The sequence below is a fragment of the Serratia sp. CY83965 genome (genome assembly GCF_052166375.1).
GTDB classification, from domain to species: domain Bacteria; phylum Pseudomonadota; class Gammaproteobacteria; order Enterobacterales; family Enterobacteriaceae; genus Serratia; species Serratia marcescens.
This window is the reverse complement of the sequence record NZ_JBJNOV010000009.1, coordinates 209,439-235,600: the sequence shown is the minus strand read 5'-3', so window position 1 is coordinate 235,600 and position 26,162 is coordinate 209,439. Positions and strand designations below refer to the sequence as shown.

The window sequence follows — 26,162 nt, the reverse complement described above, 5'->3', positions numbered from 1 at the left end:
CATTCTTTTTGGGGTGAGAGTAGTGTGATTCCCCCCTTATGTTTTATCAAGCCAGGTAATGCCTCTGGTTAAACATCAATAAATAGCCAGGGGTTCTGGGCTGAGTTTTTATGGGTTTCTTATAAAGAAGAATCATATTTTTATGGAGTGAGATATGAAACCGTTTTTGCTTTTTTTTATGCTGATTTTTTCACTTCAGGCTAAAGGTAGCTGGGAGTTAGACGTAAAATACTCACCACCGGCTAAACAATATTTAGTTAAAGTTATAAGATGGGACGTGGACGACTCCAGCAGGAACCCTTTACTTTCCTGTTATAGCCCTATGACGGGCGATGATAGTAGGTGCCGTATTTTCATATACTATAACTCTCCCCTCAATGTGGGCTACTTTGATGAATCATTTTACTTAGGTCGCGAGGCATCATACTTAAGAACGATGGGGGAGTTAGCCGATCTTTTCGCCAGGAAAGGCTATTTAAATCGGGCGGTAAACTCCAGATATGTGTCTGCCTTAGAAAAGCACTGCTATGCATTGGCATATCAGCTACTCTCGGGGCCCATTGTACCAATGGACGGAGGGGCTCTGGATTGCACGATGGCGGAAATTATCCCCACATACTGCAGCATTGAAGAGCCCTATATTGAGTTGGATCACGGTTCTATAGCGAGTGACGGGGTGAATGGCCATACCGTCAGCAGTTCCTTTAGAGCGGCCTGTAATAAAGATTTCAAATTATTGATTGTCGCACAGGGTGGAAAAGGCGATCTTCAGCTGGGCGGTGGGATCACCAGTCATTTGAAAGTAAACGGTGACGATCTCGGTATTGGGCATACGGCAGTGGTCGGCCCGGTAGGAAAAACGTTTACATTAAGCTCAACGCTGAGCGGCTCTCCCAGCGGTGTCGGTGAATTTCAAGGTTCGAAAGTGATAATACTAAGTATCCCATGATGTGTCAGGAGCAATAAGGGAAATATGATCGGTCCGATGCTTATTCACTTATCTTGAGAAAGCTAAAGTCAAAAGTCATTCAGTTATGAATAGGGCAAATGAAATGAAACCACTCAATATCGTCATCGATGACGAAAACCGCTATTTTGCCGCCGGCTTGCGGTTAAGCATTGCGACATATGCGCAGCAGCATAATAAAATCGCGCATTTTCTGCCGTCGGGCAGCGATGAGCGGCCTGACATCGTGTTGACCTCTCCGGCCCGGCGTGCCCGGCGTTGGGCAGCCTATTCCGGGGCGCATGTCGTCACCATTAAGGAAAAGCAGACCGTTGCCTCCGGGCGCGCGAACCGGGTGCTGTACCGCACCGACGATCAGCAGTGCTTGTTTGCGCTGCTGTCTGATACGTTGGTTAATCCGAAGCCGGTATGTCGATTTCCCGCTAAGCTGTTGACTCCCCGTGAGCGGCAGGTTATCGGCTATTTACGGCGCGGGTTGGATCAATCGCAAACCGCCAGAGTGATGGGGGTGAGCGTTAAAACGGTGCACAGTCATAAACGTTCGGTGATGGGCAAGCTGATGCTAAACCGCAGCCATGATTTTATTTATTGGTTGTTATCACCAGAGGCAGAGTATTCCTAACCGTGATGGGGGATAATTTAAATTATTCTCATCTGATATCTTCATAACGCTAAAAAATCATGAGTTGTGATTAACATTCCCCAAGGGAATGTTAAGTATTTTTTTTATTCATTTTCTAAATAACACAAAGGGACAGTTATGAAAACGACAGCGGCTTTACTTATTGGCGCTGGCATCATGATGATGTCTTATGCGCACGCCGGTTTTAACGGCAATCAGAATGTGCAGGGGAATCATGGCAACGCCAGCGGCGCCGGCAATAGCGATTTTGGCCAATGCATCAATGGCCAGGGGAAAAATAGCGGGCAATGTGCAGGCAACACCAACTCAGGCGCCAAGCCTAAAGATAAAGGCGAAGTCATGAATGCGTTCTGCGAATCGCCGTTTATGAAGAAGTATTTGCCGCTATGTCAGTAATATTGATTTTAAAATGACAAGCAGGGTTATCCTCCCTGCTTTTTTTGTGACTATTGATTAAATAGCCTGTTGTTCCGACTCAAAGCATAAGTTCGGTGAATTATTATCGTTGGCAGTGATGGTAGCTGTGCGTAATTTACGTTGGGTATTATCTACACCAAGGGAAAGGTGAAGTGAGTTTGTTCTATTTCGCGATGTTTTTATTCTGCTTAAGCATTTATTCATTCTATAAGCATGCGCAGCATATGAAGAAAAGGCAGTTGTCTATTCAAGACTACGGCCATTCTTCCCGCCGATTGGCTTCATGGCGGCGTCATTGACGCTGCTGCACATTGTATGAGGTAGCGTTTTTTACCAGAGAGTGAGTATCAACATTGGATATTGCTCGCTTGGCACCGTTACTTTCACGCCTAATGCCGAGAATGCGGTAATCCGGTTGCCCCTGGAGCCAACGTTCTTGGGGGATGCAAGCAGAGAAGGGAGCATTCGTCCTGTGTCGCTGGCTCGCAGGGTGAGGCCTTTGGCCGAAAAATCGAACGCAGTTCGATGGAGAGTCCTGTCTCTGAAAAGCAAAAACCCAGCCATAGGCGGGTTCTTCTAAATAGGGCGACCGGACTCGGACAACCGGCGCTGGCGCCGTGTTGAATAGCGCTTCAGCGCAGGCCCGCAGGGTGAGGCCTTTGGCCGAATAGTCGAACGCAGTTCGATGGAGAGTCAGTCCCCCAGAAAGCGAAAAACCCGCCATAGGCGGGTTCTTCTAAATATGGTGCCCGGACTCGGACAACCGGCGCTGGCGCCGCGTTGAACAGCGCTTTAGCGCTGGCCCGCAGGGTGAGGTCTTCAGACCGAATAATCGAACGCAGTTCGATGGAGAGTTCGTACTCCAGAAAGCGAAAAACCCGCCATAGGCGGGTTATTCTGAATATGGTGCCCGGACTCGGAATCGAACCAAGGACACGGGGATTTTCAATCCCCTGCTCTACCGACTGAGCTATCCGGGCAACGGGCAGCATTAAACCGTATTGGCATAAAGCCGTCAACGGCTTTATGCGTGAAATACGCGAAAATGCCTCCGGTTGCTGGCTTTTCAGGCAAAGGGCGCAAAAAATGCGCCTGCCGGGGGGGGCACCTTGGGTTGTCTATGCCGTCAACCCTGTCGATTCAGCTCAACGCCCCGTTGCGACGGCACTGCGCCACCTGCAAGATGTCTTCCGCCAGCCGTTTGGCGACCGATACGTCCTGGAGCTGGCGTTTTACCAGCAGTTTGCTCAGGCAGCCTTCCTGAATCAGCTCCATTTGCTGCGCCACCATGTCGGCGTCATCGGCGTCCATTTCACGCAGCAATTCGCGGGTCAGCTCCAGCGAGGTCAGCTTTTGCTGCTCCGCCAGCTGGTGGATCGGGTGGTCCGTTTCCGGGAAGAAGCTGCAGGCGGCGATAAACAGGCAGCCGGGATAGCGGTCTTGCTGCACGTATTCCGCCAGCACGTCATAGCGCGCCAGCAGCTTTTGCTGCGGGCTCAGATTTTCGTCCAGCAGCAGCTGGCGGCGCCAGGTGTCGATCTGTTGGCCGTGGTAGCGCAGGCAGTCGTACAGCAGCGCTTCGCGATCCGGCCAGAACCGTTTGAGATCGCCGGGCTGAACGTCGAGTTTTTCCGCCAGCATCTCTAATGTGGCGGTCGCCAGGCCCTGTTGTTCCAGCAGGCCCAGCGCGGTATCAAGGACGTGTTCACGTTGCACTTGTGCTTCCTCCCATTCGCTTCCGATCTTCAGTGTCAGTTATCGCATTACTTTCTGCAAATGCGCGTTGAAGGCTTCCGCCTTCATAAAGCCGGTGACCCGCTGTGCCGTCAGTTCCTGGCCCGCCCGGTCGAAGAACAGGATCGTCGGCAGCCCCAGCACCTGCAGGTGCTTCAGCAGCGCCGCCTGTTCGGCGCTGTTGGCGGTCACATCCGCCTGCAGCAATACTGCGTTGGCCAGGCTCGCCTGCACCGCCGCATCGCTGAAGGTGTATTTCTCGAACTCTTTACAGGCTACGCACCAGTCGGCGTACAGATCCAGCATCACCAGCTTGCCGCGTGCCTGTTGCAGCGCCAGATCGAGCTGTGCGACGTTGTTGATGCGGGTAAAGGCCAGGTGTGGCTGAGCGGCCTGCTGCGCTTGGTCGGCGCCGAAAGCCCAGTCCTGCAGCGGCCGCGCGGCGATCACCGCCGCCGCCAGCAGCAGCAGTTGCAGGGCGCGAGCCCAGCCGCGCGCGCTTCTCAGGCTCAGGGCGAAGGCCCAGCCGAAGAACGCCAGGCCGAGCAGGCTCCACAGGCGCATGCCCCACAGATCGCCGATCACTCGCTCCAGCAGGAACACCGGCAGCGCCAGAATGACGAAGCCGAAGGCTTCTTTCACGTACTGCATCCACGGGCCGCTGCGCGGCAGCAGGCGGTTGCCGAACAGGGTGACGATCACCAGCGGAATGCCCATCCCCAGCGCGTACAGGTACAGCGTGCCGCCGCCGGCCCACAGATTGCCGCTCTGGGCGATATACAGCAGGATGGCGCTGAGCGGCGCGGTGGTGCAGGGCGAGCAAATCAATCCGGCCAGAGCGCCCATCAGGAACACGCCGGTCAGCGAGCCGCCGCGCTGGGTGTTGCTCCAGTTCGCCAGCCGGGTTTGCAACGCCGAGGGCAGCTGCAGGGAATAGAGGCCGAACATCGACAGCGCCAGCGCGATGAACAGCACCGACAGGCCAATCAGGACGTAAGGATGCTGCAGCGCCGCCTGGAACTGCAATCCGGCAGCGGCCACCACCAAGCCCAGCAGGGTGTAGGTGAGCGCCATACCCTGCACGTAAACCACCGCCAGCGCCAGAATGCGGCCGCTGCTTTGCGGCCGGTCGCGGCCGAGGATGATGCCGGAGATCAGCGGGTACATCGGCAGCACGCACGGGGTGAAGGCGATGCCGATGCCGATCAGCAATGCCCACAGCGGCGAGAACGGCAGGCTGGCCGGTGCGGCGGGGGCTTCAGCCGGTGCAGAGGCTGAGAGCGGCGCGGCTGCGGTGGCGCTGACCGCGTCCAGCGGGATGGTTCGGGTTTCCGGCGGGTAGCAAAAACCGGCTTCGGCGCAGCCCTGATAGGTGACGCTGAGGCTGGCGTTGGCCGCCGCCTGTTGCAGCGGCACCTGCAGATTCAACTGCTGTTTGAAAATCGCCACTTCGCCGAAGAACTCGTCCTTGTGGCTCAATCCTTCGGGCAGGGTAAAGACGCCGAGCGTTGCCTGCTGCGGCACCAGTTTGATCTGCTGGCGATACAGGTAGTAGCCGGGGCGGATCTGCCAGTTCAGCGTTACCAGGCCGCCTTGCTGTTTGAAATCGAAGGCGAAGGCCCGATCGACGGGCACGAACTGGCTGCCGCCCTTCGGCGCGAACAGCGAAGCCTGCGCCGCCTGCGGCAGGAAGCACAGGCTGCACAGCAGCAAAATCAGTTTAATGAAGCGTTGATCCATGACAGGTAGTCTTTATCTCCGGCCATCACCGGCAAGACCAGCAGCTCGGGCGTCTGGTAGGGGTGATGTTGTTTCAGGGTGTCGAGCAGGGCCTGCTGACGGCGGCGATCGCTTTTGAACAGCATCTGCACCTCGTATTCCTGTTCCAGTTTCCCTTCCCAGTAATACAGCGAGGTGGCGCCGGGCAGCAGCGTGGCGCAGGCCGCCAGCTTATCGCCCAGGACCCGCGCCGCCAGTTCCTGGGCGCTGGCTTCATCGGGTGCGGTACAGAGTATGACGACAGCTTCGCAATCAGACATCTTCAGCCCTCTCATCGGTTCGAATGGGCACTATACCCTGAAGGCGGATTGGCTAGAAGGCGAGTTTATCGCCAAAAGGAAAACCGGGGCCGCAGCCCCGGTCGAAGCGTTACAGCATGACGCTGCCGAGCAGGAAGCCGAATACCACCGCGAAGATCACGCCCATGGTGCCGGGAATGAAGAACGGATGGTTGAACACGAAGCGGCCGATGCGCGTGGTGCCGGTATCGTCCATCTGCACCGCGGCGACCAGCGTCGGGTAGGTCGGCAGGATGAACAGGCCGGAAACGGCGGCGAAGGAGGCGACGGCGGTCAGCGGCGACACGTTCAGCGCCAGCGCCATCGGCATCAGCGCCTTGGCGGTGGCAGCCTGCGAGTACAGCAGCGCCGAGCAGAAGAAGAAGATCACCGCCAGCAGCCACGGGTGCGCCTGAATGACGCTGCCGGCCGTCTCTTTGATCCAGTCGATGTTGGCCTGTACGAAGGTGTCGCCCAGCCAGGCGACGCCGAGGATACAGATACAGGCGCTCATGCCGGCCTTGAAGGTGCTGGAGTTCAGCACCATGTCGGTGTCGACGCGGCACAGCAGGGTGGTCAGCGTGGCGACGCTCAGCATGATGATCAGGATGGCGTTGGTGGTGTTCATCAGCGGCTTGGCCACCAGGCCCAGGCCCGGGCTGTTGATGATGGCGTAGGCGACCACGCACAGCACGCCCAGCAGGAACAGCAGCACCGAGGTTTTGGCGCGCGGTTTGATCGCCAGCGCGTTGTTGCCGCGCAGGGTGATTAGGCCTTCTTCCAGGCGTTTCAGGTACACCGGATCGTTAGACAGTTTGGAGTCGAACAGCCAGGTCACCAGCAGCGACATCACCAGCACCGCGCAGAAGGTGGACGGGATCACCACCATCAGCAGGTGCAGGTAGCTGACGCCGTGGCCTTCCATCACCGAAGACATGTACACCACCGCGGCGGAGATCGGCGAGGCGGTGATGGCGATCTGGGCGGAGACGACGGCGGTCGACAGCGGCCGGCAAGGTTTAATGCCCTGTTCTTTCGCCACTTCGGCGATCACCGGCAGCGCCGAGAGCGAGATGTTGCCGGTGCCGGCGAAGATGGTCAGGAAGTAGGTGACGATAGGGGCGAGAATGGTGATATGTTTGGGGTTCTTGCGCAGCAGCTTTTCGGTCTGCTGCACCAGGTAGTCCATCCCCCCGGCGACCTGCATGGCGGAGATCGCCGCGATCACCGCCATGATGATGGAAATCACGTCGAAAGGAATGCTGCCCGGCTTGACGCCGATCAGCGCCAGGACCAGAACGCCCAATCCCCCCGCGAACCCGATACCGATACCGCCCAACCTGGCCCCTAAAAAGATGGCCAGCAGAACGATAACCAATTCTACGGCTAGCATAGTGTTTACTCCTTAAAATGAGATTTCCCGTCATCCTTGAAACTGCATCGGTGTTTGCTGCGAGCGCTCACCCCAGTCACTTACTTGAGTAAGCTCCTGGGGACTTGCGCTCTTGCCGCCTTGATGCAGTCCCAATGATTTAGGGTGTAAATTGAAAATAAAACGTTAAAATTTTGTGGGCGCCTAAAAGTAAAAAGGCACGCTATCCAGAGGATTTAGCGTGCCTTTCAGGGCTACCGGGTAGGTCTGTTATTGTTCATTTTCATCCGTATAGCGTTTGGCTTTATAGGCCGGGTGCATCAGGTTCTCCACGGAGAAGATGTCATCCAGCTCGGCTTCGGTCAGCAGGCCGCGTTCCAGCACCACTTCGCGCACGCTCTTGCCGGTTTCGGCGCAGATCTTCCCGACGATGTCACCGTTGTGGTGGCCGATGAACGGGTTCAGATAGGTGACGATACCGATCGAGTTGAAGACGTAGTGTTCGCAGACTTCTTTATTCGCGGTGATGCCGTTAATGCATTTTTCCAGCAGGTTGTAACAGGCGTTGGTCAGGATGTGGATCGACTCGAACATCGCCTGGCCGATCACCGGCTCCATCACGTTCAACTGCAGCTGGCCCGCTTCGGCCGCCATGGTAACGCAAGTGTCGTTGCCAATCACCTTGAAACACACCTGATTGACCACTTCCGGCACCACCGGGTTCACTTTGGCCGGCATGATGGACGATCCCGCCTGCAGCTCAGGCAGGTTGATTTCGTTCAGGCCGGCGCGCGGGCCGGAGGAGAGCAGGCGCAGGTCGTTGCAGATTTTGGACAGTTTCACCGCCAGGCGTTTGAGCGCGCTGTGCACCATCACGTAGGCGCCGCAGTCGGAGGTGGCCTCGATCAGGTCTTCCGCCGGCACCACCGGCAGGCCGCTGACTTCCGCCAGTTTTTGCACCGCCAGCGGCTGATAGCCTTCCGGGGTGTTGAGCGCGGTGCCGATGGCGGTGGCGCCCAGGTTCACTTCCAGCAGCAGCTCCGCGGTGCGGTGCAGGTTGCGGGTCTCTTCGTTCAGCAGCACGCTGAAGGCGTGGAATTCCTGGCCGAGGGTCATCGGCACCGCGTCCTGCAGCTGGGTGCGGCCCATTTTCAGAATGGTTTCGAACTCTTTCGCCTTGCGATCGAAGCCTTCGCGCAGCTGGTTGATGGCGTCGATCAGTTTCTGGTTGGAGGCGTACACCGCGATGCGGAATCCGGTCGGGTAGGCGTCGTTGGTGGACTGGCATTTATTGAGGTGATCGTTCGGATTCAGGTACTGGTATTCGCCTTTTTGATGGCCCATCAGCTCCAGGCCGATGTTCGCCAGCACTTCGTTGGTGTTCATGTTCAGCGAGGTGCCCGCGCCGCCCTGGAATACGTCCACCGGGAACTGATCCATGCACTTGCCTTTATCCAGCACCTCGTCGCAGGCCTGGATGATCACGTCGGCGATTTTGCGCGGGATGGTTTTGAGTTCTTTGTTGGCCATCGCCGCGGCCTTTTTCACCATCACCATGCCGCGAACGAACTCGGGGACATCGCTGATTTTGCTGTTGCTGATGTAGAAGTTTTCAATCGCACGCAGAGTGTGAACTCCGTAGTAAGCGTCTGCGGGGACTTCACGTGTTCCTAACAGGTCTTCTTCGATACGAATGTTGTTTGACATGAGAACCTTCTCTATGTGTTGCTGCCGAATTAATAATTTGTCAGGTCAAGGCTAAAGGGCACAGCCTAAATTAATATTGCCGAAGGCTTGGGGCGTGAAACGATTAACCAAATCGCCCGTTGCTGCCCAGATCATATGCTGGTTGATAAGAAATGACTGAATCCAGATCACCTTATGGCGTTTAAGGATATGCCCTTTTCCGGTTCTGTGACTTCTTTCACGTTTGTGAACTTTAGCAATAAAAACCGGCTCTCGGTTGAAATGGTGGGGGGATGCCCTCATTGTAATGGTGTCGGCCGTTTACGGCCTCTTTTTTCGCGCCGTCGCCCCCGTGGCGGCCGCGCTTTACCTACCGATAGGAGAACCAGGTGCGCTGGTTACCGCTACTGCTGATATTTCTGCTGGCTTACATAGAAATATCCATCTTTATCAAAGTCGCCGCCGTGCTCGGCGTGGCTGTCACCCTGTTGCTGGTGGTGTTCAGCTCCTGCGTCGGCATTTCGCTGGTGCGCAATCAGGGCATGAAAACCTTCGTCCAGATGCAGCAAAAACTGGCGGCCGGGGAAAGCCCGGCGGCGGAAATGGTGAAAAGCGTTTCGCTGGTGCTGGCGGGCTTCCTGCTGCTGATTCCGGGCTTCTTCACCGACTTCCTCGGCCTGCTGCTGCTGCTGCCGCCGGTGCAAAAATCGCTGACGCTGAAGCTGATGCCGCATCTGTCGGTGTATCGCCCCGGCGGTTGGACGGGCGGCGACGCCGCCAACGGCAACACCTTTGACGGCGAATTCCAGCGCAAGGACGACGAGCGCCCGGTGCTGGAACATCGCCCGGACGAGGATCGCAAACCTCACGATCGTTAAGCAAACGCGGCCCAGGCCGCGTTTTTCATCTCTGCGGCACTCGCCGAACCAAAAATGCGAAATTTTTTTCGCTAGCCCCCTTGAAGGGGGCTGGAACGCCCCCATCTCAAATGCCACGAGGCCGGTAATAACAACCACCCGGTGTACAACCCTAAATCTGATAGAGACCTTCTTACAGGAGAGCGTTCAATGAGTATTCGTCCATTGCATGACCGCGTTATCGTCAAGCGCAAAGAAGTTGAATCAAAATCTGCTGGCGGCATCGTCCTGACTGGCTCTGCTGCGGGTAAATCCACTCGCGGTGAAGTGGTTGCAGTGGGTAAAGGGCGTGTGCTGGAAAACGGCAACATCCAACCGCTGGATGTGAAAGTTGGCGATATCGTGATTTTCAACGACGGCTACGGCGTGAAAGCAGAGAAGATCGACAATGAAGAAGTGTTGATCATGTCCGAAAGCGACATTCTGGCAATTGTTGAAGCGTAATTGCGCTTTATCTTCTGAACTGAACGAGTTGAAGGGAAATACCAATGGCAGCTAAAGACGTAAAATTCGGCAATGACGCTCGCGTGAAAATGCTCCGCGGCGTGAATGTTCTCGCTGATGCAGTAAAAGTGACCCTGGGCCCGAAAGGCCGCAACGTAGTGCTGGATAAATCTTTCGGCGCGCCGACCATCACCAAAGACGGCGTTTCCGTTGCGCGTGAAATCGAACTGGAAGACAAGTTCGAGAACATGGGCGCACAGATGGTGAAAGAAGTGGCCTCCAAAGCGAACGACGCGGCGGGCGACGGCACCACCACTGCAACCGTACTGGCTCAATCCATCATCACCGAAGGCCTGAAAGCGGTTGCTGCAGGCATGAACCCGATGGATCTGAAGCGCGGCATCGACAAAGCGGTTGTCGCTGCGGTTGAAGAACTGAAAAAACTGTCCGTGCCTTGCTCCGACTCCAAAGCTATCGCTCAGGTCGGCACCATCTCCGCCAACTCCGACGAAACCGTGGGTAAACTGATCGCGGAAGCGATGGAGAAAGTGGGCAAAGAAGGCGTTATCACCGTTGAAGAAGGCACCGGCCTGCAAGACGAGCTGGACGTGGTTGAAGGTATGCAGTTCGATCGCGGTTACCTGTCCCCATACTTCATCAACAAGCCGGAAACCGGTTCTGTTGAGCTGGAAAGCCCGTTCATCCTGCTGGCTGACAAGAAGATCTCCAACATCCGCGAAATGCTGCCGGTGCTGGAAGCCGTTGCCAAAGCAGGCAAACCGCTGCTGATCATCGCTGAAGACGTTGAAGGTGAAGCGCTGGCGACCCTGGTGGTCAACACCATGCGCGGCATCGTGAAAGTGGCTGCCGTTAAGGCGCCTGGCTTCGGCGACCGTCGTAAAGCCATGCTGCAGGACATCGCTACTCTGACTGCCGGTACCGTTATCTCTGAAGAGATCGGTCTGGAGCTGGAAAAAGCCACCCTGGAAGACCTGGGTCAGGCGAAACGCGTTGTCATCAACAAAGACACCACCATCATCATCGATGGCGTGGGCGACGAAGCGACCATCCAGGGCCGCGTTGCTCAGATCCGTCAGCAGATCGAAGAAGCGACCTCTGACTACGATCGTGAAAAACTGCAGGAGCGCGTAGCGAAACTGGCCGGCGGCGTTGCCGTTATCAAGGTTGGCGCAGCGACTGAAGTTGAAATGAAAGAGAAGAAAGCACGCGTTGAAGACGCCCTGCACGCGACCCGCGCTGCAGTGGAAGAAGGCGTGGTTGCCGGCGGTGGCGTCGCGCTGATCCGCGTTGCAGGCAAAATCGCCGCGCTGAAAGGCGACAACGAAGACCAGAACGTGGGTATCAAAGTTGCGCTGCGCGCAATGGAAGCCCCTCTGCGTCAGATCGTGGTCAACGCCGGTGAAGAAGCTTCCGTTATCGCCAACCAGGTGAAAGCGGGCGAAGGCAGCTACGGCTACAACGCTTACTCTGAAGAATACGGCGACATGATCGCGATGGGTATCCTGGATCCAACCAAAGTGACCCGTTCTGCTCTGCAGTACGCGGCTTCCGTGGCTGGCCTGATGATCACCACCGAATGCATGGTCACCGACCTGCCGAAGGCTGACGCACCGGATCTGGGCGCAGCAGGCGGCATGGGTGGCATGGGCGGTATGGGCGGCATGATGTAATCATCCCCCACACGCTTGTGTGCTGAGAACCCCGGTCAAGTGACCGGGGTTTTTTTATGCCTGAGCGCCGCCGCACTGTATTTGATGATATTTTTGCCGCCGGAGGCGATTTAACTGGTAAACTGGTAAGTCATCAGCTGTCGCTCAAGACGTTGGCCCGCTAGCCGTGGCAACGGATGCTTAAGAGATGGCATCGCTTTCTGATAAGCTTTTGCGTAATTCTCAACATCGAATGGGGAACAAGATGCGGATTAAAGCCTTACTGGGTCTTTCGGCAGCGATGCTGCTGGCGGGTTGCAGCACCACTCATGAACTGACCGCTGCGGGTCAGCAGATCAAGTTCACCGACAGCAAGCCGGCGGCGGAATGCCAGCTGCTGGGGGAAGTGACCGGCACCCAGAGCAACTGGCTGTCCGGCAACGGCGGTGAGGGCAGCTCCATGCGCGGTGCGGCCAACGATCTGCGCAACAAGGCGGCGGCGATGGGCGGCAACGTCATTTACGGCGCCAACAGCCCAAGCCAGAACCTGCTCTCCAGCTTCGCGCCGCTGGACAGCAAAATGGTCGGCCAGGTTTACAAGTGCCCGTAAGGCGCTGAGGCCAAACGCCGCACAGAGATAAAAAAAGAGGAATGCCACGGCATTCCTCTTTTCGTTCCATCGGGCCATGTGGCGCGCGTCATTCCTGCATCAGGCGCAGGTCGATCGGCGTTTTGCTCGGTTCGCCGCCCACTTCACGCGTCAGGCGCGGCACCAGATAACCGGACACCTTGCTCAGCAGCGCCTGCATGATGACGCGCGCTTCATCGTCGCTGACCATGAAGTGCGCCGCGCCCTGCACCTTGTCCAGCACGTGGATATAGTAGGGCAGGATGCCGGCGTCGAACAGCGCGTTGCTGAGCGCCGCCAGCGTGTCGGCATCGTCGTTGACGTCGCGCAGCAGCACGCTTTGGTTGAGCAGCGTGACGCCGGCGAGGCGCAGCTGGGCCATGGCGCTCCGCAGCTCGCGGTCGATTTCGTTGGCGTGGTTGATGTGCGTGACCATCAGCACCTGCAGGCGCGAGGCTGACAGCAGGCGGCACAGCGCCGGCGTAATGCGCGCCGGGATCACCACCGGCAGACGGGTGTGAATGCGCAGGCGTTTCAGGTGCGGGATGGCCTCCAGTTCGCCGACCAGCCACTCCAACTCGCTGTCTTTGGCCATCAGCGGGTCGCCGCCGGAAAAAATGATCTCGTCGAGTTCCGGGTGTTGGCGGATATAATCCAGCGCCTGCCGCCAGTTGTTCTTGTTGCCCTGATTATCCTGATAGGGGAAGTGGCGGCGGAAGCAGTAACGGCAGTTGACCGCACAGCCGCCTTTGACCAGCAGCAGCGCGCGATTGCGGTATTTGTGCAGCAGGCCCGGCACCACGCTGCGCTGCTCATCGAGCGGATCGGTGGTGAACCCTGGGGCGTTGATGAACTCTTCTCTGGCGGTCAGCACCTGGCGCAGCAGCGGGTCGTTGGCATCGCCGGGGCGCATGCGCGCAGCGAAGGCGCGCGGCACGCGCAGGGCAAACAGCCGGCGGGCATCTCGCCCCTGCGGCAGTTCCGGGTGCGTATTCAGTGACAAAAGCTGCAGTAATTCATCGGGATCGGTAATAACATCGGCGAGTTGATGCAACCAATCTTCTCTATGTGCCGTACTTTGGGTTATAATGTGTGCCATTTTTTTGGCTAAGCTACCAGTTCAAATATTCAGAGGGCCATCATGGCGACTTATTCTAGCAACGATTTCCGTCCGGGTCTTAAAATCATGTTCGAGGGCGAACCTTACGCCGTCGAAGCCAGTGAGTTCGTTAAGCCGGGCAAAGGCCAGGCGTTTGCACGCGTGAAAATGCGTCGTCTGCTGACCGGCACCCGCGTGGAAAAAACCTTCAAGTCTACCGATTCTTGCGAAGGCGCAGACGTGATGGACACCAACATGAACTACCTGTACAGCGACGGTGAGTTCTACCACTTCATGCACCCTGAGTCTTTCGAACAGCATCAGGTTGACGGCAAAACCGTCGGTGACGCGGCCAAATGGCTGCAGGATAACGCAGAGTGCATCATCACCCTGTGGGATGGCCGTCCAATCGCCGTTCAGCCGCCGAACTTCATCGAAGCGGAAATCACCGATACCGATCCTGGCCTGAAAGGCGATACCGCAGGGACTGGCGGCAAGCCGGCGACCCTGAGCACCGGCGCCGTGGTGAAAGTGCCGTTGTTCGTCCAGATCGGCGAAGTGATCAAGGTTGACACTCGCTCTGGCGAATACGTCTCTCGCGTTAAATAAGTTTCAAAACAGAGGAACCCTGGCGGTTCCTCTGTTTTACCCCATCCCCGTTCGTTGGCAGAAAATCCGCATGTTCAAGAAAACGTTGTTGGCCGTGCTCTCCCTGTTGTTCCTTTTCTCCCTCAGCAGTTGCAATACGTTTCGCGGTTTCGGCGAAGACGTTCAGCATCTCGGCGGCGCCATTTCGCGCACGGCCAGCTGACCCGGCCCTTAACCCGATGTATTCGCGCCACAAAGCCGGTGGCGATTCCACTCTCTGCGCCAATTTTGACTACGCTTAGAAAGCCGTACTTTTTCATCAACGACAAATAAGGACTTTCTTATGCTGAAGAAAAGTATTATCGCGATCTTCTCTTTGATGATTTTGAGCTCGCTGACCGCCTGCAACACCACCCGCGGCGTGGGTGAAGACATTCAGGCCGGCGGCAAGGCTATTCAGCGCAGCGCGGAATAATCCGCATTCCACCCGGCGGCGTTCCGGCTGCGGAGAGCCGCCGCATTTCCACCTCTTGCTTGCGCGTTAACGCTGCTGCTATCCTGCCGCAGTGCGGGTGAGGTTGCCCGCCATTCATCACTCAGCTGAACGGGACGACCCGTTTACGCGTCATTTTATCGGGGACGACCCCAGTGGTAGGGAGGCCGTCTCATGGCCTGGATTATTTTGCTTATCGCCGGTTTGCTCGAAGTGGTTTGGGCTATCGGTCTGAAATACACCCACGGTTTTACCCGGCTGACGCCGAGCATCATCACCATCGCCGCAATGGTGGTCAGCATGTTGCTGTTGGCCAACGCCATGAAAACGCTGCCCGCCGGCACCGCCTACGCGGTGTGGACCGGCATCGGCGCGGTGGGCGCGGCCATCATGGGCATGGTGCTGTTGGGGGAATCGACCAATATTGCGCGCATCATCAGCCTGTGCCTGATCGTGGTCGGCATCCTCGGGCTGAAGTTCAGCAGTCACTGATCGGCGGACTGCTGCACCCAGATCAGCGCATCGGTGGCGAAACCGTAGCCCTTGGCTATCTGCAATAAACGGTCGCGTACGCTGGCGTCAAGCGTCGGCGTGCGCGACAGGATCCACAGATAGTCGCGGTTAGGGCCGCAAACCAGCGCGTAGCGATATTCCGGATCCAGGGCTATCACGTTGTAGCCGCCATAGAAGGGGCCGAAGAACGACACTTTCAGCGCCGCGACCTGCGGTGAACCGATAAAGTAGGCTTTGCCTTCGCTTTCTTGCCATTGCTGTTTTTGCGCATTGAAGCCGCGATTGATGACTTTCAGTCCGCCGTCGGCGCGCGGGCCGTAATGGGCGGTCACCTGCTGCAAACCGCGTTCAAAACGATGATCCAGACGAGCGATCTCATACCAGGTGCCGAGATAGCGCTGGCTGTCGAAAGGGGTCACGACCCTGATGTCTTTAGGCGGGGAGACGCTGCAGGCCACGGAGAGCAGGGCGGAAAGCATGACGCTAAGCTTTGACCATAAACGCATCGGTGACTCCTGTTTACCGGGGGCGAGTAGACAGTGTAGCCGATGAGAAAAGGGCGGCCAACGGGCGTTGGCCACCCGAGCGGTTTACAGCGTGATGACGCCGATGACGGTGACGACGCTGAGTATCGCCGCCAGACCGTAGAACACCCATTTGCCTGCCGGCACGTGGATCTTCAGATCGTGCATCGCATGGTGGATGCGGTGCAGGCCGCACCACAGCGGCAGAATGATCATCAGCAGCAGGAACAGGCGGCCGATCAGGCTCTGGCAGAACGCCAGCACGCGCTCGTAACCCAGCGCTTCACCGGGGAACAGCCCCAGCGGCAGCAGAATGCCGACCAGCAGCACGATGGCCGGCGCGACAATCGCGCCCCACATGCCGCCGGCGCCGAACAATCCCCAGAAAACCGGCTCGTCGGAGCGTTTAGGTGCTTGATTTATCATGATTCCTCCGGATTAGAACAGGGCCACGGCCAGGATGACCACGCTGACGACGATCGTGACGGCCCATAGCCCTTTCACGATGGGGCCCGGTCCCATTTTCTCGCTGTTGACCACGATATTGGCGGCCTTCGGCGCCAGATCGAACCAGGTTTTGGTGTGCAGCGCCGCCGCCAGCAGGGCGACGACGTTGATTAACAGCACCAGCGGGTTCTGCAAGAAGCCGACGAAGCCGGCCCAGCTCTCGGCGCCGCCCTTCAGCGCGAACACGCCGTAGAGCAGCACGATGCTGAACCAGACCGCCAGCACCGAGGTGCCTTCACGCAGCATGTAGAAACGGTAGAAGCCGAGCTTTTGCCACCAGGTGGGCGTCATGGTGCGCACATAGGGCTTACGTTGAGTTGTCATGGCAATTTTCTCCCTTATTGCGGCTTCAACATGGCGATCATGAAGTCTTTGGCGCTCTCCACCTTGCCCTGCTGGATGGCGGCGGCGGGATCGACGTGTTTCGGACAGACTTCGGAGCAATAGCCGACGAAGGTGCAGCTCCAGACGCCGTTTTGGCCGTTGAGCTGCGGCATGCGCTGTTTCTTGCCGTGGTCGCGGTTGTCCAGGTTATAGCGGTGCGCCAGCGTGATCGCCGCCGGGCCGATAAACTCGGGGTTGAGGCCAAACTGCGGGCACGCCGCGTAGCACAGGCCACAGTTGATGCAGCCGGAGAACTGGTGGTACTTGGCCATCTGCGCCGGGGTCTGCACGTTCGGGCCATCCTCTGGTTTGCGATCGTTGCCGATGATGTACGGTTTGATTGCCTCCAGGCTTTCGATGAAGTGGGTCATGTCGACCACCAGATCGCGCTCGATCGGGAAGTTGCCCAGCGCTTCGACCTTCATGCCGCCGACGTAGTCGCGCAGGAAGGTTTTGCACGCCAGCTTCGGCACGCGGTTGACCATCATGCCGCAGGAGCCGCAGATCGCCATGCGGCAAGACCAGCGGTAGGAGAGATCCGGCGCCAGGTTATCCTTGATATAGCCCAGCGCATCGAGCAGCGAGGTCTGTTCGTCGTAAGGCACGGCGTAAGTGACGAAATGCGGTTCGGCGTCGCTTTCCGGGTTATAGCGCATGACGTCGATCTTCAGGGTTTGCATCTCAGCCATTTGCCTGCTCCTTATTCTTTTTCTCCTGCGCTTCGGCTTCTGCGCCGTAGACGCGTTTGGCCGGCGGCAGCTTGGTGATTTTCACGTCGCTGTATTCGAGACGCGGCGCGCCCTGCGGGTTATGGAACGCCAGCGTATGCTTGAGGAAGTTGACGTCGTCACGCTCGGTGCAGCCTTCGTCCAGGCGCTGATGGGCGCCGCGCGACTCTTTGCGGTTAAACGCGGAGTGCGCCATACATTCGGCGACGTCCAGGCCGTAGCCCAGCTCGATGGTGTACAGCAGATCGGTATTGAACACGCTGGAGTTGTCGGTGATTTTGACGCGTTTGAAGCGCTCTTTCAGCTCGGCCAGCTTATCGATGGTTTTTTGCATCAGCTCCGGCGTGCGGTAGATGCCGCAGCCTTCTTCCATCGACAGCCCCATTTCGTCGCGGATCTTCGCCCAGTTTTCGTTGCCTTCCTGCTTCATCAGGTTGCTCAGGCGGGTTTCGACGTCGCGGGTTTGCGCATCCAGCGCGCTGCCGTTGGCCGGCGCGGTTTCCAGCGCGCGGCGCGCCGCATGCTCACCGGCGACGCGGCCGAACACCACCAGTTCCGCCAGCGAGTTGGAGCCGAGGCGATTGGCGCCGTGCAGGCCGACGGAGGAGCACTCGCCGACCGCGAACAGCCCCTTGATGCGGGTTTCACAGTTCTGGTCGGTTTCAATGCCGCCCATGGTGTAGTGCGCGGTAGGGCGCACCGGGATCGGATCTTTCACCGGATCGACGCCGACGTAGGCCTTGGCCAGTTCGCAGATGAACGGCAGCCGCTCCAGAAGCTTTTTCTCGCCCAGGTGGCGCAGATCGAGGTAGACCACGTCGCCGCGCGGGGTGGCGATGGTGCGGCCGGCGCGCCATTCGTGCCAGAAAGCCTGCGACACCTTGTCGCGCGGGCCCAGCTCCATGTATTTGTTCTTCGGTTCGCCCAGCGGGGTTTCCGGGCCCATGCCGTAGTCTTGCAGGTAGCGGTAGCCATCCTTGTTCACCAGGATGCCGCCTTCGCCGCGGCAGCCCTCGGTCATCAGGATGCCGGAACCGGGCAGGCCGGTCGGGTGATACTGCACGAACTCCATGTCGCGCAGCGGTACGCCGTGGTGGAACGCCATGCCCATGCCATCCCCGGTCACAATGCCGCCGTTGGTATTGTAGCGGTAAACGCGCCCGGCGCCGCCGGTGGCCATCACTACCGCGTTGGCGCGGATCTGCACGCGGGTGCCTTCCATCATGTTGAGCGCCACCAGGCCGCGCGCCTGGCCGTCATCCACCAGGATATCCAGCACGAAGTGCTCGTCGAAGCGTTGAATTTGCGGGTATTTCAGCGAGGTCTGGAACAGGGTGTGCAGCATGTGGAAGCCGGTCTTGTCGGCGGCGAACCAGGTGCGTTCGATCTTCATGCCGCCGAAGCGCCGCACGTTGACTGAGCCGTCCGGTTTGCGGCTCCACGGGCAGCCCCACTGCTCGAGCTGGGTCATCTCGCGCGGGCACTGATGCACGAAGTGATCGACCACATCCTGCTCGCACAGCCAGTCGCCGCCGGCGACGGTGTCGTGGAAGTGGTAGTCGAAGGTATCGTGATCCTGAGTGACGGCGGCGGAGCCTCCCTCGGCGGCGACCGTGTGGCTGCGCATCGGGTAGACCTTAGAGATCAGCGCGATTTTCAGTTGGGGATTGGCTTCCGCTGCGGCTATTGCTGCACGTAAACCAGCGCCCCCGGCCCCAATAATGGCAAGATCGGCGTTAAAGGTTTGCACTGCATTCCTCCAATGTTCTTGTTAAGAACGGCAAGTTAAATATCTATGCTTAAAATTTAGCGAACTCTTCGGGTGCTAACTAATTGAACCGATTAATGTTGCTTAAAGGTTAAGGATAGATATCTCCCACCAATAATGGGGAATTAACTATACCTAAAGTTAAGTAGTCGAAATTTGATGTGATCGATTGTTTTGTCGATTAACGCTTGCCCAACAGGCTTGCCTGCCTTTTCGCGTGTTCGGCGTGCTTTACCCTTTTTAACGCACTTTTGCCGCCCATTTGTCGGAAATTGGCGTTCTGGCCGGTTGCGCATCGTGAAGAATTTGTTTGGCTGCAAGGATGCGAGTAGACTGCATCCCCTGTTTGATTTCGGAGTTAATTACCATGAGCGAAACGGCAAGCTGGCAGCCTAGTGCACCCATCGCCAATTTGTTGAAACGCGCAGCGATTCTGGCTGAGATCCGGCGTTTCTTCGCCGATCGTGGCGTGCTGGAAGTTGAGACGCCCACCATGAGCCAGGCGACGGTCACCGACGTTCACCTGTTCCCGTTCGAGACGCGTTTCGTCGGGCCGGGGGCGGCAGAGGGCCTGACGCTATACATGATGACCAGCCCGGAATATCACATGAAGCGCCTGCTGGCGGCGGGCAGCGGCCCGATCTACCAAATGGGGCGCAGCTTCCGCAATGAAGAAGCCGGGCGGCATCACAACCCGGAATTCACCATGCTGGAGTGGTACCGTCCGCACTACGACATGTACCGCCTGATGAATGAGGTGGACGATCTGCTGCAACAGGTGCTGGACTGCGAGAGTGCGGAGACCCTGTCCTATCAGCAGGCGTTCCTGCGCCATCTGGACATCGATCCGCTGTCGGCGGAGAAGGCGCAACTGCGTGAAGCGGCGGCCAAACTCGATCTGAGCAACATCGCCGATACCGAAGAGGATCGCGATACGCTGCTGCAGCTGCTGTTCACCGTGGGCGTGGAACCGCATATCGGCCGTGAAAAGCCGGCGTTCGTTTACCACTTCCCGGCCAGCCAGGCCGCGTTGGCGGAGATCAGCACCGAAGACCACCGCGTGGCGGAGCGCTTCGAGGTGTATTTCAAGGGCATTGAGCTCGCGAACGGTTTCCGCGAGCTGACCGACGGCCGTGAACAACAGCAGCGCTTCGAGCAGGACAACCGCAAGCGCGCGGAGCGCGGCCTGCCGCAGCAGCCGATCGACTACCGCCTGTTGGCGGCATTGCAGCACGGCATGCCGGAATGTTCCGGCGTGGCGCTGGGCGTGGATCGTCTGGTGATGCTGGCGTTGGGCGCCGAGAGCCTGAGCGAAGTCTTAGCCTTCCCGGTCGGGATCGCCTGACGTTCCAGGCGGTGAGAAAAGCAAAAAGGGTCGGCATTTGCCGGCCCTTTTTTTATTGCGAGAAACGCTTACAGCCCCCCGGCGTCGCGCTTGGTGTTCGGCGCCGGCGTAGACGGAGGCGTGCGGCCGTTGTTGGTCAACCGCGACAGCGTCTCGGTGCGCACCTGGAACGGCGGGTACGGCAGCGTGATGCCGTGCTCGCGATAACCCGCCAGGATCAGCTGGTGGATCTCATGGCGCAGCGGCATGCGGTGGCCCATCTCGGCGGCGTAAATACGCATCTCGAAGATCTGGATGCCCTGCTGCAGATCGACCAGGTAAACCTCCGGCGCCGGGTTATCCAGCACCAGCGAGCAGCGCTCGGCGGCGTTCATCAGGATCTTGGTCACTTCTTCGCTGTTGGCTTCGCCCGGCGCCGGTACGGTCAGCACCACGCGGGTCAGGGTGTCCGACAGCGACCAGTTGACGAACTGTTCGGTGATGAACGCTTTGTTCGGCACGATGATCTCTTTGCGATCCCAGTCCGAAATGGTGGTGGCGCGGGTGTTGATCTTGGTGACGGTGCCGGTCAGGTTGCGGATCGTCACGGTGTCGCCGATGCGGATCGGTTTCTCGAACAGGATGATCAGGCCGGAGATGAAGTTGGAGAAGATCTCCTGCATGCCGAAGCCCAAGCCCAGACTGAGCGCGGTAACCACCCACTGCAGTTTTGACCATTCGATGCCGATCCAGGCGAAGCTGAGCACCGCGCCGAACAGCAGCAGCAAGTACTTGGTGATGGTGGTGATGGCGTAGCCGGTGCCCGGCGACAGATCCAGGTGCTGCAGCACCGCCAGCTCCAGCAGCGCCGGCAGGTTGCGCACCAGCTGCATGGTGATGATCAGCACCAGAATGGCGATCAGCACCGCGCCGAGGGTGATCGGATGGGCGGTCTCCACGCCGTTGACCGTCGAAGTCACGTCCCACAGCGAAATGTTTTCCAGGAAGGCGAACGCGGAGTGGATCTCGGACCACAGCACGATCACCGACACCAGCGCGATCAGCATCAGGATCGATCGCACCAGCCGCAGCGACTGGGCGCTGATGGTGTCCAGATCGAAGTCCGAATCGTCCGGATCGATGGCGCCTTCGGTGCTGTTCGGGGTGTGCGAGGTTTCGTCTTCGCCGCGGGCGCGCTGGGCCAGGATGTCGGCGCGGCGCTGTTTGGCGCGATCGAAAGCGATGCGCCGCCGTTGGATCAGCATCCAGCGGCGGATGATGTGGTAGATGACCAGCAGCAGGAACCAGATCGCCACCGAGGTTTCCAGGCGCGCCAACAGCGCCTGCGCGGTGGTGAGGTAACCGACGGTCGACGCCAGCGCCGCCAGCAGCGGCGCCGACAGCAGCAGCCCCCAGAAGGCGCTGTTGAGCATGTTGTCGCCGGAGCCGTTTTTATCCAGATACAGCGGAATGCCGGCGCGTTTCAGGCTGTGGGTGACCAGCGCCAGCGCCAGACACAGCAGGATAAAGCACAGCCGCCCCAGGGTGTTGGCGAACTCGCGTTCTTTCAGGCTATCGAAGGTGATCAGCGCCATGATCAGCGGCACGATCAGCCAGATCGACATCTTGTAGTAGCGCATGGCGCGCGAAACCTGCTTCGCCGGCCAGCGGAAGTGCACGATGAACAGCCCCTGCGGGTGGGCGAAGGCGGCGCAGATCATGCAGATCCACAGGATCGGCAGCGTGGCGGTCACCCCTTTGCCGATCGCTTCCGCCACCGGGTAGTTCCAGGCGCTCTGCAGGCCGTAACCGAGCGCGGCCCACAGCACCGGCAGCGGCATCGCCACCAGAATCGACCAGAACACGGTGCGCACCGTCAGGAAGAATTCGTCCTGCGTCACCTTGCCGACGCGGCTGCTGGCGCGCTCGAGGAAGGCGTGATAGTGCTTGCGCGAACTGATGCTGAAAATCACCAGCAGCAGGGCGCCGAAGATCGGGATCAGCGTTTCGCGGCTGGTCACCATCATCATGAAGGCGCCGCCGAGCTGCGACAGCGTGTCCAGCGACAGGACGCGGGTCAGATCGTGCGCCACGTTGAGCGGATAAGAGAAGTTGATCGGATTGACGTCCGGCACCCAGAACAGATAGCGGTGGGTGGCGTCGCGGATCTCGTTCAACGCTTCGATCAACTGGGTGTTGGCCACCTTCAGCTTGGTCAGCTCAAGGATTTGGGTGTCGCAACCGGACAACAACGAGTTGAGCAGCTCGCGCTGGGTGCGCAGCTGGGCATCGACGATGCGCTGCTCCTGGTTGGTCAGCGCGCTGCCGTCGTCGCGCTTGAATTCGCGCTGCGACAGTTTTTCCAGCTGGTTTTCAAACTGCAGGCGCTGCACGCGCAGCTGGGCCATGTCGCCGTCCAGCTGTTGCGGCTTGGGCATTTCCGGCAGCGTCGCCACCTGGGCGCGCAGGGTTTCCCCCAGCGCCGACGACGAGCCGAGCCATTGGGCCTGTTCGATGATGGTGCTCAGCGCCTGGCGCACCTGCAGCGTCTGCGCCGCCGCCTGCCGCTGCTGCGACGAAATCAGATCCATGCGCTGCGCCTGGCTGTTCAGCGCGGCGGACAGTTCGCGGTTGATCTGCAGCTGTTGGCTGATGCTTCTTGGCAAATCGCCGTTCTGCTCGGCCAACTGCTCGGTTTTTTCCAGCGCCAGTTCCGCTTCGCGTTGGCGCTGGGCGTTGAGGTTGTTGCGCAGCGCCTGCAGCTGAACGTCTATTTTCTCGTGGCGCTTTTTATAGACCTCGGCGCGCATGCGCGCCAGCTCCTGCCGGTTGTTGGCCGACAGCTGCGCCAGCTCCAGCTCGTCCACTTTGGCTTTGCGCGCCGCAGCTTCGGTCTGCAGCAGGGCCAGGGCGGCCTGCGCGTACGGCGTGGTCGGGTTGGCGGGCTGCGCCTGCAGGCGGCGCTGCACTTCCGTCAGCGCACGGCGGGCGTCGGTCTGCTGCTGCGGCAACTGGCCGAGCGAATCGCTGATTTCCCGCGTGCGATCCTGTTCTTGCTGCAGCAGGCGCGCCTGTTCCAGCAGCAGGCTGCTGGTTTGCAGGATCTGCTGTTCCAGCTCGGCGGCCGGCAGATCGTCGCCGTTCGGCAGGATCTTGTTGCTTTCCAGCACCAACTGACGGCGCAGTTCCTGCGTCATCTTCGGGAAATCGTCGATCACTCTCTGATACTGCTCGGAGCGAGTCTGCGACTCTTTGCGCTCCGTCAGCCAGTTGAGGGCGCTTTGCAGCGCCTCGGTGGTTTCCGCCTGATTCGGCGCGTTTTTGCTGCTTTCCGCCTGCTTCAGCTCCTGTTTGAGCTGGGTCTCGGTCGGCACGGGGGCGGCCAGCGCCGGTTGCCACAGCAGGCAACCGAGCAAAAGCGTGATGATCAGGCGCACGGCGTCGATTCCTTTAGATCGGGGTCTGTGGTGTTTCAGCGGCGGCCGGGATTTCGGCGAAGGCTTCACCCATGCGGGTGACGGTGCCGTTATGCAGCTGCGGCGCGAACTGCACGCTGCCTGCGGTAAACAGGTTGATCACCGTGGAGCCGAGTTTGAAACGGCCCATCTCGGCGCCTTTTTCCAGCGCGATGGCGCCTTCTTCGCCGGCGGCCGGGTAGGTCCAGCGTTTGATGATGCCTTCGCGCGGCGGCGTGACGGTGCCGGCCCAGACGGTTTCGATACTGCCGACGATGGTGGCGCCGACCAGGATTTGCACCATCGGCCCGATGTCTGTGTCGAAGACGCAGATCACGCGCTCGTTGCGTGCGAACAGGTTAGGCACGTTGGCGGCGGTGAGCGGGTTGACCGAGAACAGATCGCCCGGCACATAGATCATTTCGCGCAGTACGCCGGCGCACGGCATGTGTACGCGGTGATAGTCGCGCGGCGCCAGGTAGGTGGTGGCGAACAGGCCGTTGCGGAACGGCTCGGCCAACAGGTAGTTGCCGGCCAGCAGCGCTTCCAGGCTGTAGTGGTGGCCTTTGGCCTGGAAGATTTGGTCCTCGCGGATCGGGCCGAGCTGGCTGATGGCGCCATCGGCGGGCAGCGCCAGCCAGTTGGCGTCGGCGATGATCGGGCGCGCGCCATCGCGCAGCGGGCGCACGAAGAAATCGTTGAAGGTGGCGTAAGACGCCAGGTCCGGGTTTTGCGCTTCCTGCATGTCCACGCGGTAGTAGCGGGCGAAGGTTTTGACCACCAGTTGGGTCAGCCAGCCGGCCCGTTTGTCGGCGCCCCAGCCCGCCAGGCGGGTCAGCGCCAGCTTCGGCAGCCAATATTGCAGTTTAATCTTGATGCTATCCAGCACGTTAACCTCGTGAATCAGGGTAAAGGGCGCGCATTGTAACGAGGGCGCCGCCGCCGTCAATGCCCGCCCGTCAGTGTCAGTCTGCGGCGTCCGTGAAGTTCTTGCGAACCTTCACCTGCGCCATGCTTTCCAGAATGCGGTGGTAATTGTCGAAACGCTCTTCCGCGATGTCGCCTTTCTCCATCGCCGCGCGGATGGCGCAGCCGGGATCGGTATCGTGGCGGCAGTCGCGGAATTTGCAACCACCTAAATAATCACGGAATTCGACAAAGCCGCGGGTAATTTGTTCCGGCTCCAGGTGCCACAGGCCAAACTCGCGCACTCCGGGGGAGTCGATCACGTCGCCGCCATGCTGGAAGTGGTACAGCCGCGCGGCGGTGGTGGTATGTTGCCCGAGGCCCGATACGTCGGAAACCTGATTTACCAGAATTTGCTCTTCAGACGGCGGCAACAGCGCGTTCAGCAGGCTGGATTTGCCTACCCCCGACTGGCCGGCGAAGATGCTGATGCGCCCGGCCAGCGCCTGTTCGAATTCCGCCATGCCTTCCCGCGTCTGGCTGGAGACTTCCAGCACCCGGTAGCCAATCTTGCGATAGATATCCATCATGCCGTCGACCAGCTTGCGCGCTTCGGCGTCCAGCAGGTCAATTTTGTTGAGCACGATCAGCGGCTCGACTTCGAGCGTTTCGCAGGCCACCAGATAGCGGTCGATGATGTTCAGCGACAGCTCGGGCAGGATCGCCGACACGATGACGATCTGATTGATATTGGCGGCGATCGGCTTCACGCCGTCGTAGAAGTCCGGGCGCGTCAGCACCGAGGTGCGCTCGTGCACCGCTTCCACAATGCCCTTCACCCCTTCATGGGCGCCCAGGCCGGGGCGCCACACCACGCGATCGCCGGTGACCAGCGAACGCAGCGTGCGGCGGATGTTGCAGCGGTGCTGAGTGCCATCCGGCGCCTCAACGTCGGCGTGCATGCCGAAACGGCTGATGACGATGCCTTCCTGCGGCTCGCCCAGCTGGGAATCATCCGGTTCCGGTTTGTTATCGGCGCGCTTCAGACGGCGCTGATGGTTCGCCTGCACGCGGCGTTGCTGACCTTTGGACAGTTTGTTCTTACTCACTGCGCCTCACTTGAATCGGTTTTATACCTTTACGTATACGCACAGCTGCGGCGAGGGACTAGCCCCGGGCGCAGCCTTGAACCCATCAGGGTATATGTCGCCCAAGGCGACCAAAAAGACTATGATACACGCTATTTTATATTAAATAACCGTTGTTAGCCGCCGGCTGCGGCGCGTTGCCACCGGCGGCGCCCGTCGTTTCGTCCGCACAGCGTTTTTCTCTCGGCTT

General features: G+C 59.0%; 26 protein-coding genes and 1 tRNA gene. 12 read left to right on the top strand and 15 right to left on the bottom strand.

Features of this window, described 5'->3' with window-relative positions:
* Positions 1-154: 154 nt before the first annotated feature.
* The 3 genes from ACJ8PL_RS17715 (at position 155) to ACJ8PL_RS17705 (ending at position 2,006) form a co-directional block, all read left to right on the top strand.
* The gene (locus ACJ8PL_RS17715; RefSeq protein ID WP_110146525.1) at positions 155-949 is read left to right on the top strand and encodes an MrpH family fimbial adhesin; all 795 of its coding nucleotides are present in this window, start codon (positions 155-157) and stop codon (positions 947-949) included.
* A gap of 103 nt (positions 950-1,052) precedes the next feature.
* On the top strand, positions 1,053-1,589 hold the full coding sequence (locus ACJ8PL_RS17710; RefSeq protein WP_016929383.1) for a helix-turn-helix domain-containing protein: 537 nt from the start codon (positions 1,053-1,055) through the stop codon (positions 1,587-1,589).
* A gap of 138 nt (positions 1,590-1,727) precedes the next feature.
* A complete protein-coding gene (locus ACJ8PL_RS17705; RefSeq protein WP_442517286.1) occupies positions 1,728-2,006 on the top strand; it encodes a hypothetical protein in 279 nt (92 codons plus the stop codon).
* 925 nt (positions 2,007-2,931) lie between these two features.
* Here the strand turns inward: ACJ8PL_RS17705 and ACJ8PL_RS17700 are convergent.
* The 6 genes from ACJ8PL_RS17700 to aspA form a co-directional block, all read right to left on the bottom strand.
* A tRNA-Phe gene (locus ACJ8PL_RS17700) sits at positions 2,932-3,007 on the bottom strand.
* Positions 3,008-3,167: 160 nt separating this feature from the next.
* Positions 3,168-3,743 carry a division control transcriptional repressor DicD gene (dicD, locus tag ACJ8PL_RS17695; RefSeq protein ID WP_016929381.1) on the bottom strand — a complete coding sequence of 192 codons (576 nt, stop codon included), beginning with the start codon at positions 3,741-3,743 and terminating at the stop codon, positions 3,168-3,170.
* A 39-nt stretch (positions 3,744-3,782) separates the two neighbouring features.
* Positions 3,783-5,501, bottom strand: a complete 1,719-nt coding sequence (locus ACJ8PL_RS17690) for a protein-disulfide reductase DsbD (RefSeq protein WP_397609342.1) — start codon at positions 5,499-5,501, stop codon at positions 3,783-3,785.
* Positions 5,477-5,800, bottom strand: a complete 324-nt coding sequence (gene cutA, locus ACJ8PL_RS17685) for a divalent cation tolerance protein CutA (RefSeq protein WP_015376376.1) — start codon at positions 5,798-5,800, stop codon at positions 5,477-5,479. Before cutA ends, ACJ8PL_RS17690 begins: the two co-directional genes overlap by 25 nt.
* A gap of 109 nt (positions 5,801-5,909) precedes the next feature.
* Positions 5,910-7,211 (bottom strand): anaerobic C4-dicarboxylate transporter, encoded by a 1,302-nt coding sequence (locus tag ACJ8PL_RS17680; protein ID WP_016929379.1) that lies wholly within the window; start codon positions 7,209-7,211, stop codon positions 5,910-5,912.
* Positions 7,212-7,460: 249 nt separating this feature from the next.
* A complete protein-coding gene (aspA, locus tag ACJ8PL_RS17675) occupies positions 7,461-8,897 on the bottom strand; it encodes an aspartate ammonia-lyase (RefSeq protein WP_004929659.1) in 1,437 nt (478 codons plus the stop codon).
* Between the two features lie 368 nt (positions 8,898-9,265).
* On the opposite strand from aspA, the gene ACJ8PL_RS17670 reads away from it, so the two are divergent.
* The 4 genes from ACJ8PL_RS17670 (at position 9,266) to ACJ8PL_RS17655 (ending at position 12,517) form a co-directional block, all read left to right on the top strand.
* Positions 9,266-9,754, top strand: coding sequence for an FxsA family protein (locus tag ACJ8PL_RS17670; RefSeq protein ID WP_004929660.1), 489 nt, complete (start codon positions 9,266-9,268; stop codon positions 9,752-9,754).
* Positions 9,755-9,943: 189 nt separating this feature from the next.
* The gene (locus tag ACJ8PL_RS17665; RefSeq protein WP_004929661.1) at positions 9,944-10,237 is read left to right on the top strand and encodes a co-chaperone GroES; all 294 of its coding nucleotides are present in this window, start codon (positions 9,944-9,946) and stop codon (positions 10,235-10,237) included.
* A gap of 44 nt (positions 10,238-10,281) precedes the next feature.
* Positions 10,282-11,928: a chaperonin GroEL gene (groL, locus tag ACJ8PL_RS17660; RefSeq protein WP_004929662.1), complete on the top strand. Its 1,647-nt coding sequence runs from the start codon at positions 10,282-10,284 to the stop codon at positions 11,926-11,928.
* A 244-nt stretch (positions 11,929-12,172) separates the two neighbouring features.
* The gene (locus tag ACJ8PL_RS17655) at positions 12,173-12,517 is read left to right on the top strand and encodes a DUF4156 domain-containing protein (RefSeq protein WP_025305007.1); all 345 of its coding nucleotides are present in this window, start codon (positions 12,173-12,175) and stop codon (positions 12,515-12,517) included.
* An 88-nt stretch (positions 12,518-12,605) separates the two neighbouring features.
* Here the strand turns inward: ACJ8PL_RS17655 and epmB are convergent, their stop codons facing one another.
* The gene (gene epmB / locus ACJ8PL_RS17650) at positions 12,606-13,634 is read right to left on the bottom strand and encodes an EF-P beta-lysylation protein EpmB (RefSeq protein WP_028127561.1); all 1,029 of its coding nucleotides are present in this window, start codon (positions 13,632-13,634) and stop codon (positions 12,606-12,608) included.
* Positions 13,635-13,676: 42 nt separating this feature from the next.
* Between epmB and efp the strand changes: the two genes are divergently transcribed.
* The 4 genes from efp (at position 13,677) to sugE (ending at position 15,207) form a co-directional block, all read left to right on the top strand.
* Positions 13,677-14,243: an elongation factor P gene (gene efp, locus ACJ8PL_RS17645; protein WP_004929666.1), complete on the top strand. Its 567-nt coding sequence runs from the start codon at positions 13,677-13,679 to the stop codon at positions 14,241-14,243.
* 70 nt (positions 14,244-14,313) lie between these two features.
* The gene (locus tag ACJ8PL_RS17640; RefSeq protein WP_004929667.1) at positions 14,314-14,445 is read left to right on the top strand and encodes an entericidin A/B family lipoprotein; all 132 of its coding nucleotides are present in this window, start codon (positions 14,314-14,316) and stop codon (positions 14,443-14,445) included.
* Positions 14,446-14,565: 120 nt separating this feature from the next.
* Positions 14,566-14,697 (top strand): entericidin A/B family lipoprotein, encoded by a 132-nt coding sequence (locus ACJ8PL_RS17635; protein ID WP_004929668.1) that lies wholly within the window; start codon positions 14,566-14,568, stop codon positions 14,695-14,697.
* A gap of 192 nt (positions 14,698-14,889) precedes the next feature.
* A complete protein-coding gene (gene sugE / locus ACJ8PL_RS17630) occupies positions 14,890-15,207 on the top strand; it encodes a quaternary ammonium compound efflux SMR transporter SugE (protein ID WP_004929669.1) in 318 nt (105 codons plus the stop codon).
* Here sugE and blc read toward each other — a convergent pair.
* The 5 genes from blc to frdA form a co-directional block, all read right to left on the bottom strand.
* On the bottom strand, positions 15,201-15,734 hold the full coding sequence (gene blc / locus ACJ8PL_RS17625) for an outer membrane lipoprotein Blc (protein WP_028127562.1): 534 nt from the start codon (positions 15,732-15,734) through the stop codon (positions 15,201-15,203). The genes sugE and blc overlap by 7 nt on opposite strands.
* Positions 15,735-15,818: 84 nt before the next feature.
* On the bottom strand, positions 15,819-16,178 hold the full coding sequence (frdD, locus tag ACJ8PL_RS17620; RefSeq protein WP_016929374.1) for a fumarate reductase subunit FrdD: 360 nt from the start codon (positions 16,176-16,178) through the stop codon (positions 15,819-15,821).
* Positions 16,179-16,190: 12 nt separating this feature from the next.
* Positions 16,191-16,583 (bottom strand): fumarate reductase subunit FrdC, encoded by a 393-nt coding sequence (frdC, locus tag ACJ8PL_RS17615; protein ID WP_025305010.1) that lies wholly within the window; start codon positions 16,581-16,583, stop codon positions 16,191-16,193.
* A gap of 14 nt (positions 16,584-16,597) precedes the next feature.
* The gene (locus tag ACJ8PL_RS17610; protein WP_004929676.1) at positions 16,598-17,332 is read right to left on the bottom strand and encodes a succinate dehydrogenase/fumarate reductase iron-sulfur subunit; all 735 of its coding nucleotides are present in this window, start codon (positions 17,330-17,332) and stop codon (positions 16,598-16,600) included.
* A complete protein-coding gene (gene frdA, locus ACJ8PL_RS17605) occupies positions 17,325-19,121 on the bottom strand; it encodes a fumarate reductase (quinol) flavoprotein subunit (protein ID WP_028127563.1) in 1,797 nt (598 codons plus the stop codon). The genes ACJ8PL_RS17610 and frdA overlap by 8 nt, the downstream gene beginning before the upstream one ends.
* A gap of 385 nt (positions 19,122-19,506) precedes the next feature.
* On the opposite strand from frdA, the gene epmA reads away from it, so the two are divergent.
* A complete protein-coding gene (epmA, locus tag ACJ8PL_RS17600; RefSeq protein ID WP_028127564.1) occupies positions 19,507-20,484 on the top strand; it encodes an elongation factor P--(R)-beta-lysine ligase in 978 nt (325 codons plus the stop codon).
* A 68-nt stretch (positions 20,485-20,552) separates the two neighbouring features.
* On the opposite strand, the gene mscM is transcribed toward epmA, so the two are convergent.
* The 3 genes from mscM to rsgA form a co-directional block, all read right to left on the bottom strand.
* Entirely contained in the window at positions 20,553-23,900 is a 3,348-nt protein-coding gene (mscM, locus tag ACJ8PL_RS17595) for a miniconductance mechanosensitive channel MscM (protein WP_442531306.1), read from the bottom strand.
* Positions 23,901-23,913: 13 nt separating this feature from the next.
* Positions 23,914-24,807 (bottom strand): archaetidylserine decarboxylase, encoded by an 894-nt coding sequence (gene asd, locus ACJ8PL_RS17590; RefSeq protein ID WP_028127565.1) that lies wholly within the window; start codon positions 24,805-24,807, stop codon positions 23,914-23,916.
* Positions 24,808-24,883: 76 nt separating this feature from the next.
* Positions 24,884-25,933, bottom strand: a complete 1,050-nt coding sequence (rsgA, locus tag ACJ8PL_RS17585; RefSeq protein WP_016929368.1) for a small ribosomal subunit biogenesis GTPase RsgA — start codon at positions 25,931-25,933, stop codon at positions 24,884-24,886.
* Positions 25,934-26,162 lie beyond the last annotated feature (229 nt).

Excerpts from the sequence above, each read along its gene's own strand:
- ACJ8PL_RS17715 (WP_110146525.1), top strand. The coding sequence starts at position 155 with ATGAAACCGTTTTTGCTTTTTTTTATGCTGATTTTTTCACTTCAGGCT.
- ACJ8PL_RS17710 (WP_016929383.1), top strand. The coding sequence starts at position 1,053 with ATGAAACCACTCAATATCGTCATCGATGACGAAAACCGCTATTTTGCC.
- ACJ8PL_RS17705 (WP_442517286.1), top strand. The coding sequence starts at position 1,728 with ATGAAAACGACAGCGGCTTTACTTATTGGCGCTGGCATCATGATGATG.
- ACJ8PL_RS17690 (WP_397609342.1), bottom strand. The coding sequence starts at position 5,501 with ATGGATCAACGCTTCATTAAACTGATTTTGCTGCTGTGCAGCCTGTGC.
- cutA (WP_015376376.1), bottom strand. The coding sequence starts at position 5,800 with ATGTCTGATTGCGAAGCTGTCGTCATACTCTGTACCGCACCCGATGAA.
- ACJ8PL_RS17680 (WP_016929379.1), bottom strand. The coding sequence starts at position 7,211 with ATGCTAGCCGTAGAATTGGTTATCGTTCTGCTGGCCATCTTTTTAGGG.
- aspA (WP_004929659.1), bottom strand. The coding sequence starts at position 8,897 with ATGTCAAACAACATTCGTATCGAAGAAGACCTGTTAGGAACACGTGAA.
- ACJ8PL_RS17665 (WP_004929661.1), top strand. The coding sequence starts at position 9,944 with ATGAGTATTCGTCCATTGCATGACCGCGTTATCGTCAAGCGCAAAGAA.
- groL (WP_004929662.1), top strand. The coding sequence starts at position 10,282 with ATGGCAGCTAAAGACGTAAAATTCGGCAATGACGCTCGCGTGAAAATG.
- ACJ8PL_RS17655 (WP_025305007.1), top strand. The coding sequence starts at position 12,173 with ATGCGGATTAAAGCCTTACTGGGTCTTTCGGCAGCGATGCTGCTGGCG.
- epmB (WP_028127561.1), bottom strand. The coding sequence starts at position 13,634 with ATGGCACACATTATAACCCAAAGTACGGCACATAGAGAAGATTGGTTG.
- efp (WP_004929666.1), top strand. The coding sequence starts at position 13,677 with ATGGCGACTTATTCTAGCAACGATTTCCGTCCGGGTCTTAAAATCATG.
- ACJ8PL_RS17640 (WP_004929667.1), top strand. The coding sequence starts at position 14,314 with ATGTTCAAGAAAACGTTGTTGGCCGTGCTCTCCCTGTTGTTCCTTTTC.
- ACJ8PL_RS17635 (WP_004929668.1), top strand. The coding sequence starts at position 14,566 with ATGCTGAAGAAAAGTATTATCGCGATCTTCTCTTTGATGATTTTGAGC.
- sugE (WP_004929669.1), top strand. The coding sequence starts at position 14,890 with ATGGCCTGGATTATTTTGCTTATCGCCGGTTTGCTCGAAGTGGTTTGG.
- blc (WP_028127562.1), bottom strand. The coding sequence starts at position 15,734 with ATGCGTTTATGGTCAAAGCTTAGCGTCATGCTTTCCGCCCTGCTCTCC.
- frdD (WP_016929374.1), bottom strand. The coding sequence starts at position 16,178 with ATGATAAATCAAGCACCTAAACGCTCCGACGAGCCGGTTTTCTGGGGA.
- frdC (WP_025305010.1), bottom strand. The coding sequence starts at position 16,583 with ATGACAACTCAACGTAAGCCCTATGTGCGCACCATGACGCCCACCTGG.
- ACJ8PL_RS17610 (WP_004929676.1), bottom strand. The coding sequence starts at position 17,332 with ATGGCTGAGATGCAAACCCTGAAGATCGACGTCATGCGCTATAACCCG.
- epmA (WP_028127564.1), top strand. The coding sequence starts at position 19,507 with ATGAGCGAAACGGCAAGCTGGCAGCCTAGTGCACCCATCGCCAATTTG.